Source organism: Streptomyces sp. NPDC029216, from assembly GCF_040648015.1.
GTDB lineage: Bacteria > Actinomycetota > Actinomycetes > Streptomycetales > Streptomycetaceae > Streptomyces.
On the sequence record NZ_JBEZWL010000029.1, the window covers coordinates 1 to 13481 of the forward strand.

The window sequence follows — 13481 nt, forward strand, 5'->3', positions numbered from 1 at the left end:
GCTGGAACAGCTCCCACAACTCATCCGGCACCAGCCGCTCAACAATTCCCGCCACGATCGACAGCCTACACAGCACGCCAAATGAGATGACGTCTTAGCACCTGCGACGCGGATTTGCTCGCGCGGCGCCCACTGCCAGCCCACATACCGCAGGCGCCTGGCGGCTAAGGATACGACCCCGACTATCCGATTAATCTCCGAGCCCCGTCTCGCGGAAGACGGGGCTCCTCCTTCGGCACGCTATCGCGGCTGGTATCTACATCTTGGCATTCTCGAAGAATGCCGCAGCCTGCGTCCACAGAGAGTCCAGTCATTCCTTCTGCGCCCGAAAGCATTCTCGGCACAAGCGCCTCCACCTTCTCCCCCCGCCAGGCGAGTGCATAGTCGTACTCCGTCGCCGACTCCAAGGCCACTCCCTCCAGCGTTACCTGATGCTCGAAGCCAGGCGCGATACGGTGTGCAAGCACGTTCCGGGTGCGTGCGAGCTCGACGTAGAACGACGAGTCCTTCACCGCCGCTAGCTCGATAGCCAAGCCGGAGCCAGGCCACTGCTTCGCGTACTCGGTCGTAACGGCCTTCGGGTTGATGCTCCTTCGAGTGTCGTCATCGGTGACGTGAGCGAACCCTGTCGGTCGGATCTGGGCACCAACAAAGTAGAGGCCGTAAAAGCTGCTCTCGAAGGCCGAGTGGAGCGAGACGACGAAGTCGAACAGCGCGGCCTGCGCGGCGTAGTGCCAATCGCGCCCGCGATCGTCCCGCTGCTGGCGGGCAAGCGCCAGCAACTCCTCGCCGGCCTCCCAGGCCCTGCGGTGCCGGTAGACGACTGCGACGGCCGCCCCAGTAATCTCCGCGCGGACATCTGGGGCACGCTACGGCTCGGTGATCTTCGCCGGCTTCACGGCAGCCTCTATATACGCCCGGTCGAAGGCGTCCTGGGGGAACCCGGGCGCGGCGTCCCGGCTGATTATCGTGTGCATGGAGGCGTTCCTGGCACCCTCTTCCAGCATTGTCTCGGAAGACGGGGTGGGGATACCAGCAAGGGATCGACTGCTGGCAGCGCGATCACTGTGAACGTTTTCAGCTTTGCCACTCCAGGGTGAGAGCGGCACTGGCGACTGACGTCATGTGGTGGGGGTGAGCGGGCCCTCCGGCAAACTGGCCCGGAGGGCCCGAGAAGAGTTCGGCAAGGAATTTCAGGAGCGGGGCGGCTCGGTCTGCGTACTCGGCGGCCTCGACATGCGGCCGTTGCAGTTTCTCGTGCCGGACGCGACGGCCGCCGCTGGGTGTCCCGGAGGCTCCTCGGCTGGGCCCGCTAAGCACAGCGGTTGTCTGTGCAAAGTTGCGGGGCGGTCGCCTCGCTGAGGAGCCGGCCCTGCGCTTCGGGTCGCAAGATGATCGTGGGGAGGGGACAGGAAGCATGCTCGAAGTACCATCCCTGCAAGGTTCTCCGGTCGGCGTTTTGCAGCGTCCGCCGTGGCGCGGTCGGACGGAGGCATTTGTGTAGAGAGGGCAGAGGGCAATGAGTGTGGCTGAGAGTTGGTCCCGCGTGATGACTCTTCTTCGGCAGCACGCCACGGCCGATCACGCGGATCTGCCAGGGCCCGCTACGGAGCCGATGCTCGCGGCCGCCGAGGAACGGATGGGTATCTCCCTCCCTGGGGATCTGCGGGCGTGGCTGTTCCAGAACAATCTGGATCTGCCTGAGGAAGATGTCGACGACGAAGTGGCATGTTGCGGCTTCGACGGGTTCCCGGACGAGGGAAGCTTCTTTCTGGGCATCCGGGCGATGGAGAAGCTCTACGCGAACCGCTCCATGCCCGGTGGATTCGACCCTCCGGACCAGCCGGACAATCCGTTCTGGCGTAACGAGTGGATCCCGTTCCTGTCGGACCGGGACGGCTGGATGGGAAAGTTCGTCGATGTGCGGGACGGGCGTGTCGGCAGGTGGTTCGTGGGTGAGATCACGGTCACGGGCGAGTACGAATCGATGGCCCAGTATTTCGACTCCGTAGCGGAGATGCTGACGAAGATCGCCGATGGCAGCTACCCGGTCTGTGGGGTCACCGAAGGTCGACTCGTCTGGTCGTGAGACGGTTCCCAACCGCATGACTGCCATCGCCAATCCTTCCTCGCCCTGGAGCGCCAATGAGCTTCGTCAGCGTTGACGTTCCAGGGTGAGGATGGCTGCGGCGATGGCGGTCATGCGGTTGGGACTGCAGCGGGCTCGGCGGAAGATCCGCCAGGACTTGAGTCGAGCGATGCTTCGTTCGACCGGTGCTCGTGCCGCTGACAGGGCGCGGTTGACTGTTTGCTGAGTCGTGGTGAGGTCCTGGCGAGGAGGCCGTCTGATGGGTGTGGTCACCCAGGGGCCGGCGCCGATGTAGGCACGGTCGGCGAGGATGGGAACACCCTGGCGTTCGCAGATCCGGATGATGCGGTGGGTGCGGGCCGCAGTCAGGTCGTGAGTGCGGCCGGGCAGCGCGGGCGAGATCCACAGCAGGTTGCCGGTGGGATCGGTCACCACTTGCACGTTCACGCCGTGCCGGCGGTGCTTCTGGGAGAAGTCGGCCCGGCTGTCGCCGACACGGTCGCACTCAGCGAGTGTCCCGTCGAGCAGGACGTGATCAGGGTCGGCTTCCCGCAGGACCCGCAGCAGTCCGGGCGCCTGGCGGGACAAGTGCTCGACGACGGCCGTGACATAGGCATGAGCGGTGCCGACGGATATCCCGAAGCCGACAGCGATCTGTGCGAGCGGGTCGTGCCGGCGCAGGTAGACCAGGCCGACGAGAGCACGCTGGTGAGGCGGCAGCTTGCAGCGTCGGCCACCCTCACGAGTGACGATGAGCATCGATACCCACTCGACCAGAGCATGAGGCAGGTCAAGTGCGGCAGGATGGGGAACCAACAGGGCTCCTGTGCCGATGGGTTGAGACTTCGAACACCTCCCTCAACGGCGCCGGAGCCTTGTGCGTTGCGGCCCTCATCCTGACTCATCCTGGCCACTCTGAAAGAGCTCTGTGATCGGATTCAGCGCGGAAGCCGCAAACACGAAGAATCGCCAGCTGGCGCGACGAGGCCGTTGGGGAACCAGCTGAGACACCAGCCTCTGACGGGACAGGGAGGAGCACAGCGCACAGGGATCTTCCGGCGCCGTTCCAGTTGCTGGCTTGAAGCCCAGTTCGCCAAGCATGGTCGTTGTCCCGGGCACAGCCGCCACCTCAACGAATGAGGCGACGGCCGCTACATAGTTCTCCGGAACCGCTACGGTGAGCCGTGCGGCCACTGATAGCACGACGCCCCCGGGGAGCGCATGAACGAGCCCATTGCGCCAGACAGTGCCGATCGGCCCGAAGGGGAGACGACATCGGCACCCGCCACTGTTCCCCCGGAGACGCATGCCGGGGAAGCCACGGCCGCAACCGGTGACGCTTCGCGAGGTTCCAGCACTTACGCCACCGGCGGTGGCGGCGTTTCGTTCGCGCACCGTGTCGCAACCGTCTATCTCGCCGGCCTACTGACCGGCGAACGACGGGCGGAGGTATCTGAGCTGCCGGTTCGGCGGGTGTCGTTTCAAACCGGGCCGGAGCACCCGGTGGACGACCTCCTTGTTCAGTGCGGCGATGGGGCCGCTGAGGTCATCCTCGCCGTGGCATGTCGAGCAACGCCAAACTTCGTCCAGAGCCATGCCGACACGGTGAAACTCGTCGGGTCACTGCTCGCCGAGATCGAGAAGTTCGACATCGACACTCACCGGGTGGCTGTCGCGGCAGCCGGTCGGTCCGACCAGTGGGATCAGCTCGCGACGCTCTGCGGCGTCGCGCGTGCCCACGCCGACCCGGAGTCGTTCCAAGCGGCCATGGACGTCGATGGCCGCTGGTCGAAGCCGGTACGTGAGCGCCAGCAGCATTTCCTGAGGATGGTCGAGAAGGCCGTCGACGACGACACCACACCGGGAGAAGTCCTACGGCTGGCATGGCGGCTGCTTGGCCGGCTACACATCCTCGGCTTCGCAGTACAGAGCCCGGACGAAGGTGACCGCGCGGCGGTCGCGACTTCGCTGGACGGCGTGGCGTCGGCAAACACAGACGGAGTGGCGGTCCGGGACCGGCTCGAGGTTGAGGCAACCCGCTACGATGCAACCGGTGCCGTGGTGGACCTCAAGATGCTTCGCCGTGACATGCACCTGGTTTTGGGCTCGGCCGCAACTAGAAGCCGACACGCGTGGTCGGTGCTTGCTGAACAACGCAAGCTTGCCGTCTCCGGAGTGCGAAGCACCATCGGTGATGAGTCATCCGGCGGCGCGGTCAAGATCTCGTTCGCCGACCGCCGCAAGCAACTCGCCGAGGCCCTACGCGAGGCTGGCGGCCATGCATCGGGTCTGTTGGTATCCGGCGAGTCGGGCATCGGTAAGAGCGCGTTGACGCTGTCGGCGATCGCCGGGTTGGAAGCCGCGGATCCCACCCAGTTTCAGGGGGTGGTGGTGAACTTCCGCAGCCTGCCGCAGTCGAGCATGGAGCTGCGTGCTGCACTCGGGATGGCGATGGAGGACGCGCTCGCGGAGCTGTCGGCACCTGAGCGCGTCCTTGTCATCGATGCGGCCGATGCTGCTCTGGAGCGGTCTGCCGGCCTGTTGAGTGACCTGGCGTCGGCAGCGGCTGAGGCGGGCGTAGGGCTCGTGGCAGTAACCTCTGACGTGGCATCGGATTTCGTACGGGAGCAGTTGGAGCTCGCCTTCGCGAAGCCCATTCCATCGTTCACAATGCGGCCACTGGGGGACGAGGACATCTCGGTCGTCTCAGATCACTTTCCGCTGCTGCGCGCGGTTCTGCGGGACCTGCCCACGAACTCGCTGCTCCGCAGGCCCGTTGTGCTGGACCTTCTGGCCCGGACAGGGGCGGAGCCCGAGAGCTCACTGGGCGAGTGGGAGTGCCTTCAGCTGGTGTGGAGCAAGGTTGTCCGGGGCGACGGACGTCCCGGGGTCGGTTCGGCGGAGGCACGCGAACGGACCATGCTGGCGGTGGCCGCTGCGACGATGAAGCTGCCCGAAAGCCGTCGGCCTGACGCAGGCGTGGATGCCGCAGCAGTCGATATGCTGCGTCGGGGCCATCTGCTCGCGCCAGCGAGCCCGTATCGGGATCAGCCGGAGTTCGCGCACGACGAAGTCCGGCGGTACGCAACCGCCATCCTTCTCGTTCGTGGCCAGAGCCCGACCGAACTGCTGGAGGTGGTCCAGGCGCCCCGGTGGGCGCTGTCGGCCGCCACGCTTGCGTGCAAGGGACTGTTGAAAGCACCGGACACTCGACCCGTTCGGAAGTTCATCGGACTGCTCTCGCAATTCCAGGCGTTCGCGGCAGCGCACGGGCCCAGGTGGACCGACGTCCCGGTGGAGGCGGTCCTGGAGACGCCGTTCGCGTACGAGTGCCTCAAATCGGCATTCACAGATCAGTCTGCCGACCTGACGCTCGGCGATGTAGTTCGAGTCGTCCAGCAGAGGCACAAAGCCAAGGGGCTGGTCGACCGCCTGATCTCGGGCCCCGTGGTACGGGTTCTCCTCGATAGCGAAACACCGTGGGACGTGTCGGAGCAATCGTTCGAACTGCTCGCGGACTGGCTGCAGGCCCTGTCGCTGGCGCAGGTACCGGCTGGCAACGGGCTACGCATTCGCTTGCGGGACCGTCTCCTCTCCTATTGGGATTCGTTCCCTCGGCGCGAAGCCAGCGGGGACCGACTGCACGGGCGGATGTCACAGCATCGTCGTTCGCAACGCAATTTGGACTACCACCTGACCAAGGAGGAGTTCGTCGAAACGTTGGCGCTGCTCGGACCGGACATCGACGATGCCGTCGAAGCGTGCCTCCGGACCATCGCGGACGACGCACCAGCGTTCCTTGCTCCCGCTGCGGACTCGCCGTTGAGCGCCCGAGCCTTGGCGCAGAAGGACCCGGAGCTGTTGGCGACGCTGATGGCGGCCTACTACATCGACGACGACCAAAGCTGGCACCGACAGGAGGGTGTCCGGCGGCATCAAGGCCGATGGACCAGTTTCGGACCGCCGTTCTTCCAGTACTACTTCGGTGGGTTCTGGCAGCTGTTCCAGACAGCGCCGTTGCGGACCTCGGTGCGGGTGCTCAATAGCGTTCTGAACAGCGGTGCGCGGGCACGCGTGGCAACACTGTCGCGGCTTGGTTCGCCCGGAGGTCTGGCTCGGTCCGTCGACGTCCGGGACGAGGAAGCGGACGGCACGCCGAAGAAGGGAGAGGGCGGAGACCGCGGTATGGTCCTGAACCTCGACGGCACCGCCCGCTCGTATGACGGCGACAGTCACGTGTGGTGCTGGTACCGGGGCACATCAGTCGGGCCCTACTCGGCCATGAGCGCGCTTCAGGCGATGGAACGCCTCGCCGACTCATGGCTGAGCCAGGGTGCGCCTCCGGGGAAGGTTGTCGCGGCCCTCCTGGACGGCTGCGAGAACCTGGCGATTCCTGGGATGCTGTTCGGTCTACTCGTGCGCCACATCGAGAACGTCGACGCCGAGCTCGACCCATTCCTCGCCGAACCAGTCGTCTGGGAGCTAGAGTTCGGCCGCCACGCGAGTGAGTACGTAGGGCTGCGTGCAACGAACGAAGGGCTCGCGAACCTCGAACGTCGCCGATGGACACCGCGTGAGGTCGCCATGTGGCTGATGATCCACGGCGGGGAGAAGCGCGCCGACGCTTTGAAGAAGGTCGCCAACCAACTTGTCGAGAACGGTGATCGGTTCGGGATCAGTCGGGAGCGCACGAAGAACTGGGCCGCCAGCCTGGACTCGGAGCGATACCGAATCAAGCACCACGGTGATGAGTTCCACATCGAGGTCGAATCTCCGCCTGAGATGCAAGCCGCGCAGGAGAAGCATGCGGCTCACCAAGAAATCGTGCAGACCGCCCTGCGGCTGCAGAATCGGTACTGGGGCTCGTCCAGACACAAGCCGGATTACGTGCCGCCCCTGTCGGACGAGATTGCCACAGACCTGGTAGCAGGCCGTGCCTTGCTCGAGTCCGATGGGGAGCAACTGCCGACTCGGCCAGTTGACGTCGTGGCCCACGTGGTCCGAGCAGCCGTCACACGAGCCGCCGCCGGGGATATGAAGGCGCTCGGTCCCGAAGCTCACTTCGCAACTGAGTTCGTCATCAGCATCGCGCTGTCGTTCAAGGACGCCGAGGATCAACGTCACGAGGGCCAGTACTTCGACCTCGGTGCCGACCGAGCCGTGGCCGCGACCCTGCCGGCGTTCCTCACGCCCGCACTGGCAGCACCACTCAAAGCGGCCGGTAGTTCGACTGAAGTCATCTCCGAAGCCGGTCTTGCGATGGCAGGCAGGGCGTCCTCGGAGACGCGGCTACACCTGACGCGTGGATGTGATGCCGTCTGGACGGTCCCGTGCCACTTCGCCCCTTGCATCCACCGGACCGCTTTGAACTGGGCCCTCGAGACCGCACGTTTCGCAGAAATCGGTCCGTGGGACCAGGAAGGCCAGCAACGGCGGGAAGTACAGATCACCGGCGACATTGCCAAACGCCTTCAGGTGCTCCCGGGTGACTCTGTCGACATCGCGACTCTCGACGCGGCCCTTCGCGGACTCGGCGCAGCCGCGTCGAGGGACCACTGTTGCACAGAGGAAGCAGCCGCGCTCCTGGCCTCATTCCTCGACATCCAGCGACGCGCCATGCTCGCACACGAGAAGGCGGGCTGGACCGCGGATGACCGCGGCATCCACACCCTCGTCGCCGCACGGGCCCTACTCGAAGGCTTCGCGAAGAACGGCGACGCCGGATCACTGCTCGAACACCTCGACGCCCTTCGCGTGGATGCAGGACTGATGTCGAACTTCCTCCACGGTCTTGCCGCAGCAGGTGCAGAGAACGAGCGGCTTGCAGACGCGGCCCGAGGTGCCTGGCCGATCTTGCTGCGCCACGCTGTTGGCTATCTAAGCGACGACACGAACCCATACCTCGACCATCACTGGGGCGACTGGGCCGCCGCCGCCCTGCTACCGGATCCTCGTACGTGGGCGGAAGGCATGCACAACGAGGTCGTCGGTCAGGTCATCGATTGGGTCCGTGCTGAAGACCTCCTTGAGTCGATCGACGATTGGCTGCCGATCGCTCGAGGGGAGGTCAAGTCCGTCGACGCGCTCATCGGCCTCCTACGGAGGCTCCCGGAGGAAGTCCAGGCCACCCGCGGTGTGCACTGGGTCTCCGACCTGTGCATTCAAGATGGACGTGTGACGGTCCCGAAGTCACATCTCTCGAACATTTGGCTCAAGGACGTGCGCAGAACGGCCGAGGAACTCGGCAGGTTGGACGAGTGGCAGATGCTCGTCGACTCCTTGGTCGTCGCCGGAAACGAGGGACTCGCACCGTACAGCAGGTGATGTCTCAGGGTCCCTGCCGAGAGCGCGCGGTCGCCAGTCTGGTCGTGATCCCTCACACGTCCGTGCGACGCGAGTATGGGTGGGCGCTGATGCGGGCGGGTGCGAGGTCACCGTCGCAGGGTCGTCCGACTTAACGTACGGCACGGGGCGTGCCCACCCCGGAGTGCCAACAGCCGCTGGGGAGAATCTGGGGAGAATGAAGCCCCTTGGGGAGCGGCTGGGGAGGATCGACCGCATCGATCGGCAGTACGGTGAAAGGGCCGGAAAGCCGGGTCGTCGCAGGTCAGAGCGCCTCTCCGGCCGATTCTCGCAGGTCAGCGCCCCGAGGGTGACGGCTTCAAGAAGATCTCCTCGTGGGCCGCCATCCTATTTGCACCCACCCTGGTCGGCACGATCTACGGCATGAACTTCGAGGACATGCCAGAGCTGAAGTGGGCGGGCGGGTACCCCCTCGCAAGCGTCCTGATGGGGGTTGTATGCGTCAGCTTGTACACGATCTTCAAGCGCCGGGACTGGCTGGACCGACTGAGCCCGGCCTCCAGGAGTGGTCCCCCCTGTGAGAGGCTCTATGGCCCCAGGTACGAAATCAGGAGGTCCGGCCCGGTCCTTCGTAGGCGTGGGAAGACGAGGACCGCGGCGATGGCTGCCGGGATGAGAGACCACGGAGATTCGACTCCGATCTTGCCGCCGTACCAGGTACCCAGCCAGCCCACCGCGCCCACGATCGCCAGCGCGATCACCAGGTGCAAGGTCTCCCTCACGGCCGTGTGGTCGGTCACCGGCTCCAAGTCCTTGAGTTCCTCCTCGGGAAGCAGCGCGCCGAGCCGGCCGGAGGCATGGTTCTCGGCCGCGACGATGAGTAGACGCGAGAGCTCCCTGGCTCCGGCGACCGGGTCGGTGTCGAGCTGGAGCTCGGCCTTTCGAAGCGCGGCGGCCACGTGGCGGGCATGGAGTGTCAGGTGTTTTCGTCTTGGGGAGGTCCGCGGGATCGTTCCGAAGCGATGGGGTCCGCGAAGGAAGGCACGCTCCGCAAGGCGAAGGTCCTTCGACACCCACTCCACCTGCGCGGCATGGGTGCTGGCCGGTGATGTCACCAGGTAGGCGCAGGAGCCGATCGCCCTGAGGGCCAAGGCCACGGGGGAGGACTGTCGGATGACGCGAAAGCGTCCTCGGCCGAAGTAGGTGACCCAGAGCCTCCAGGCGAAGGGCCACGTGTACATGATTGCGACGAGGACGGAGGGCAGGAGCAAGTCGGAGATCGATCTGGCATCTGCGACAAGAATGCTGACGGCAGCCACGATCGGGAACACGCAATGGCTGACAAGGGCCCCGATCAACAGGATTTGGTTGGCGCGCGCCACGGTGAACAGCCGCTGTGCGGTGGACCGGCGTACTGACGGGGGCAGTCTGGGCCCCTGCCCGACCGCTTCCAGGTCTTCACCCAGCAGGCTGGTCCACTCGACGATGCTTGAGCGGAACCGGGGCCAGTTGCTTCGTGCAGTGCCCTTGAAATGCCACCAGGTGAGCCGACGGATCCTGCTGAACACCATGCCCCCTCATCCCCGTGTTGCCTCCAGGAGGGTTGCATCGCGTTCCGTTCCAGACGAGCGGTGTTGCCGACCTGTGACGGCGTGGTGCGGCGCCGGAGCGCCCGAAGCCGGCACGGCGACGGCGGGCGCTCCCTCACGTTCCCGACGGCCGCGGCTGTTCCGGGGGGACCGAGCTCTCGGCGACCGCCATCCACTGGTCCAGGTCGGCCTGGGTGAACTCGGTCCACGGTGGGATCTCGGGGAGCTGTCGGAGGAGGTCATAGGCCTCGGGGATCTGGGCGCCACGGAGGACAGGGCAGTGGCAGCCGGTGATGGCCTCGGCGTTCAGGTGTTGGAAGTCGTTGACGACCGCCCCGAACTTCTGCGTGTCCAGCAGGGCGACCCAGGGGGAGACCAGCCTGCCGCCGAAGAACTGGCCGTCGCGGAATTCGTCCGGCGACAGCGCTGCCGATTCGGGCATGGGGGTCGGCACGTTCGTGGCGAAGGTGTCGACGGCCCACAGGACGTTGGTCTTCCGGTCGAAGAGAGCACGGGTGGTGGGGTTGTCGTACAGGGGCGGTCGTTTGGCGACCAGGATGCGGTCGCCCGCGTCGATCGTGTCGCCGTCCGTCATGAAGCGGCAGCGGTTGATGGGAGTCTCCCACTCCTCCGCCATGCGGCCGATGGAGAACCACGTCGTCAGCAGGGTCGCGTTCGGGCACTCGGCGAGGACCGCCAGGAGGTTGCCGGCGTGGTCGCGGTCGTCGTGGGTGAGGAAGATCCACCGTACGTCCAGGGGATCTACGACGGACCAGGCCGCCTCCAGCCATTGGGCACGCACCGCGGGCGCCCCGGTGTCGACGAGGATCGGTTCGGCTCCTCGGATCACCATCGAGTTCATCGGAAAGTGGCCGACCGGCGGGGCCTCAAGGGCCCACGGGATGACGAACGTCTCCTCGGCGATCTTGTACGGCTGCAAAAGGTTGAACGTATCCATGGTTGTCATTGGCTGCTCTCCCTAGGGCGGAGTCGCCGCAGCGTCCATAAACCCAGTGCAGCCCTGCGCCAGGCCGTCGTCAACCGCAGGACTCGGGTGGTCGGCTCCGCCGCGTTCCCTCACGGCGGTGGCGGAGGGCCTCCGCCGTGGTCCTCGTCCCTCCCGTGCGTCCCGTCCGCGAGCGGCATGAAGCCGATGCACTCCACGTCGATCTGGTCGGCCAGCTCCACCAGTACGCCGGCCAGGCCGAGGGTCGTCCCCGGATCGAGGTCCGTCTCACCGTCGTACACCGAGTGCAGCCACCCGCCCGCGAGACGCCGCAGCAGGGCCGTGACCTCGTCGGCGGGGATCAGCAGCCCGCCGCCCGCCACCGAGACCAGGGGTACGTACGCGTTCATGGTCACACCTCTTCCGCTCCGCTCCGCTTCTCCGTGACCGCACCGTGGCCAGGCCCGTCAGCCGTCCGGCCTGGCGGCCGCGATGGCCGCGAGGGCCGATCCCGGATCCTGTTCCACCACCAGGTCGCCCAGGCTGACCACCCCGACGAGCTCGCCGTCCCCGGTCACCACCGGCAGGCGGCGCAGGGCCTTGCGCCGCATGAGGCCGATGGCCTCGTCGACCCCGTCGTCGGGGCGGACGGTGACCGGGTCGCTACTGCAGACGGCCTGGACGGTCGTCTCCGCGGGGTCCCTGTTGTCGGCCATGGCGCGGACCACGAGGTCCCGGTCGGTCAGGATGCCCCGGAGGCGGCCCTCGTCGACCACGAGCACGTCGCCGATGTCGGCGTCACGCATCACCCGCGCGGCCTCCGCCAGCGAGGTCAGCTTCTCGACGGTCACCGGATTCCCGGTCATCACCTCGTGCACACGGCGGGTCATGGCTCCTCCCAGTGCCGGATACGGCTCCACCAGGCGGCTACCCGCGCCGGGGCGGGGCAATCGCCCCGCCCCCCGGCGCGAGTCCGGTGGGGGCGGGACGCGCCGGGTGAACGGCGTGATGTCCGCCTACCGGCGGCACCTGGCCACGGGGGGCGACGGGGAGCCGTGGCGCCGCGGGTTCCGCGGCCGGCGCCTCAACGGGGTGCGGCCGCCGGGGCGGGCAGGACAGTGTCGAGCCGGTGCAGCGCGGCCCGGCGCTGTACCAGCGCCAGCCCCGCCACGCCCGCGCCGAGCGCCAGCCAGCCCGCCGGTCCCGCGGCCATGACGGCGCCGGTCAGCAGCAGCGGTCCGGCGGCCTTCTGGGCCGACGGGGAGATGCCCGCCACGCCCAGGTACGAGGCCCTGGCCTCCCCCGGTGCGAGGGAGACGGCCAGTTCCCAGGAGCACACCGAGCGCACCAGCTCGGCGGCGGTGACCAGGACCGCCGCGCCGAGCAGGGTGGCGGAGGCGGTCCAGGGGCCGTGGGCGGGGGTGAGCGCGAGGAGCGCGCAGGCGGCGAGGAGGAACAGCCCGTACCAGGCGACGGCGGCGGCCGCCTGGTGCGGGGTGCGGACCTTCGCGGACACGGTGAGCTGGAGGACGACCACGAGCACGGTGTTGACCGCGAGGAACGCCGGGACGACGGCGTGCGGCGCGTCGGTGTGGTGGACGAGCCACAGGGGCAGGCCGACGTTGAGGAGGGAGTCGTCGAGGTTCATCGGGATGTCCAGCAGGACGAAGCGGAGGTAGCCGCGGTCGCGCCAGGGGTTGCGGCCGCCGGACGGAGTGCCGACGGACGGGGTACTGCCGGACGGAGTGCCGCCCGGCGGGGTGCCGCCGGACTCCTCCGGCCGCGCGGGGGTGACCAGGCGTCCGCGGCCGAGCGGTTCGCGGGTGCGCCACACCAGCGCGGACGCCACGAGGAAGGAGAGCGCGTTGCCGAGGATGAGGAGCTCGTACGCGCCCCGGGTGCCCACGGCGAGGCCGACGGCGGCGATGCCCGCGCCGACGGCGTACCCGGCGTTGGCGGCGCTGCGCGACAGGGCCTGGTAGGTGGCGCGGCGTTCGCCCGCCACCCGGGTGGCGAAGAGCATTTCGAGGGTCTTCGCGGCCCGGTCGCCGAGGTGGGTGAGGGCGACGATCGGGAGGACCAGCTCGAAGCGGGTGACGACGAGCATCGCGCAGAGGGCGGCGAGCCGCAGCAGGTGACAGGCGATCAGGAGGGGGCGTACGGGGAACCGGTCGGCCAGGTGGCCGGCGAGTGGTGAGCCCGCGATGCCCGCGACGGCGCCGACGCCGAGGAGCAGGCCGAGGCGTCCGGCGTCGAGGCCGACGACGAAGGTGAAGAAGAGGACGGACGAGGCGGCCCAGACGCCGGTCCCGGTGCGGTCGAGGAGCTGGGCGAGCAGCATGATCCGTGCGTCGCGGCCGCCGGGCGGTCGTCGCAGCTGTGCGATCAGACCGCCCGGCGGGGCGTCGTGCCCGGAGTCCCGGCCGCCGCCCTCCCCCGCGTCCGTCCCGGTTTCCCTGCCGGTGCCGTTGTCCTGGCCTGCCGTACTGGGCCGTCCCATGCCGGGCCTCCGCCTTCCCCCGTCCGAAAGTATCTCGATGTCGAGATATCAGGC

9 protein-coding genes and 1 pseudogene are annotated in these 13481 nt (G+C 67.4%); 3 read left to right on the plus strand and 7 right to left on the minus strand.

Annotated elements, in window-relative coordinates; translation table 11 throughout:
- Positions 1–182: 182 nt before the first annotated feature.
- Entirely contained in the window at positions 183–782 is a 600-nt protein-coding gene (locus AB0F18_RS13935; RefSeq protein ID WP_362059123.1) for a hypothetical protein, read from the minus strand.
- Between the two features lie 767 nt (positions 783–1549).
- On the opposite strand from AB0F18_RS13935, the gene AB0F18_RS13940 reads away from it, so the two are divergent.
- Positions 1550–2089, plus strand: coding sequence for an SMI1/KNR4 family protein (locus AB0F18_RS13940; RefSeq protein ID WP_362059246.1), 540 nt, complete (start codon positions 1550–1552; stop codon positions 2087–2089).
- A 66-nt stretch (positions 2090–2155) separates the two neighbouring features.
- On the opposite strand, the gene AB0F18_RS13945 is transcribed toward AB0F18_RS13940, so the two are convergent.
- Positions 2156–2905 carry a transposase family protein gene (locus AB0F18_RS13945; protein ID WP_362059126.1) on the minus strand — a complete coding sequence of 250 codons (750 nt, stop codon included), beginning with the start codon at positions 2903–2905 and terminating at the stop codon, positions 2156–2158.
- A 405-nt stretch (positions 2906–3310) separates the two neighbouring features.
- On the opposite strand from AB0F18_RS13945, the gene AB0F18_RS13950 reads away from it, so the two are divergent.
- Complete coding sequence (locus AB0F18_RS13950; RefSeq protein WP_362059129.1) at positions 3311–8413, plus strand: hypothetical protein; 5103 nt, start codon at positions 3311–3313, stop codon at positions 8411–8413.
- A 339-nt stretch (positions 8414–8752) separates the two neighbouring features.
- Positions 8753–8932 (plus strand): annotated as a pseudogene (locus tag AB0F18_RS13955) (CorA family divalent cation transporter); the annotation flags it as partial.
- 47 nt (positions 8933–8979) lie between these two features.
- Here the strand turns inward: AB0F18_RS13955 and AB0F18_RS13960 are convergent.
- From AB0F18_RS13960 to AB0F18_RS13980, 5 genes are all read right to left on the minus strand, one after another.
- Positions 8980–9963, minus strand: coding sequence for a hypothetical protein (locus tag AB0F18_RS13960; RefSeq protein ID WP_362059132.1), 984 nt, complete (start codon positions 9961–9963; stop codon positions 8980–8982).
- Positions 9964–10096: 133 nt separating this feature from the next.
- Positions 10097–10948 carry an MBL fold metallo-hydrolase gene (locus AB0F18_RS13965; RefSeq protein ID WP_362059135.1) on the minus strand — a complete coding sequence of 284 codons (852 nt, stop codon included), beginning with the start codon at positions 10946–10948 and terminating at the stop codon, positions 10097–10099.
- A 110-nt stretch (positions 10949–11058) separates the two neighbouring features.
- The gene (locus AB0F18_RS13970; RefSeq protein WP_362059138.1) at positions 11059–11337 is read right to left on the minus strand and encodes a DUF6213 family protein; all 279 of its coding nucleotides are present in this window, start codon (positions 11335–11337) and stop codon (positions 11059–11061) included.
- 57 nt (positions 11338–11394) lie between these two features.
- Positions 11395–11817, minus strand: a complete 423-nt coding sequence (locus AB0F18_RS13975) for a CBS domain-containing protein (RefSeq protein ID WP_362059141.1) — start codon at positions 11815–11817, stop codon at positions 11395–11397.
- 194 nt (positions 11818–12011) lie between these two features.
- Entirely contained in the window at positions 12012–13427 is a 1416-nt protein-coding gene (locus AB0F18_RS13980) for an MFS transporter (RefSeq protein ID WP_362059144.1), read from the minus strand.
- Between the last annotated feature and the right edge of the window lie 54 nt (positions 13428–13481).

Coding starts and splice junctions, on each gene's coding strand:
- AB0F18_RS13965 (WP_362059135.1), bottom strand. CDS start 10,948: ATGACAACCATGGATACGTTCAACCTTTTGCAGCCGTACAAGATCGCC.
- AB0F18_RS13950 (WP_362059129.1), top strand. CDS start 3,311: ATGAACGAGCCCATTGCGCCAGACAGTGCCGATCGGCCCGAAGGGGAG.
- AB0F18_RS13970 (WP_362059138.1), bottom strand. CDS start 11,337: ATGAACGCGTACGTACCCCTGGTCTCGGTGGCGGGCGGCGGGCTGCTG.
- AB0F18_RS13960 (WP_362059132.1), bottom strand. CDS start 9,963: ATGGTGTTCAGCAGGATCCGTCGGCTCACCTGGTGGCATTTCAAGGGC.
- AB0F18_RS13980 (WP_362059144.1), bottom strand. CDS start 13,427: ATGGGACGGCCCAGTACGGCAGGCCAGGACAACGGCACCGGCAGGGAA.
- AB0F18_RS13940 (WP_362059246.1), top strand. CDS start 1,550: ATGACTCTTCTTCGGCAGCACGCCACGGCCGATCACGCGGATCTGCCA.
- AB0F18_RS13975 (WP_362059141.1), bottom strand. CDS start 11,817: ATGACCCGCCGTGTGCACGAGGTGATGACCGGGAATCCGGTGACCGTC.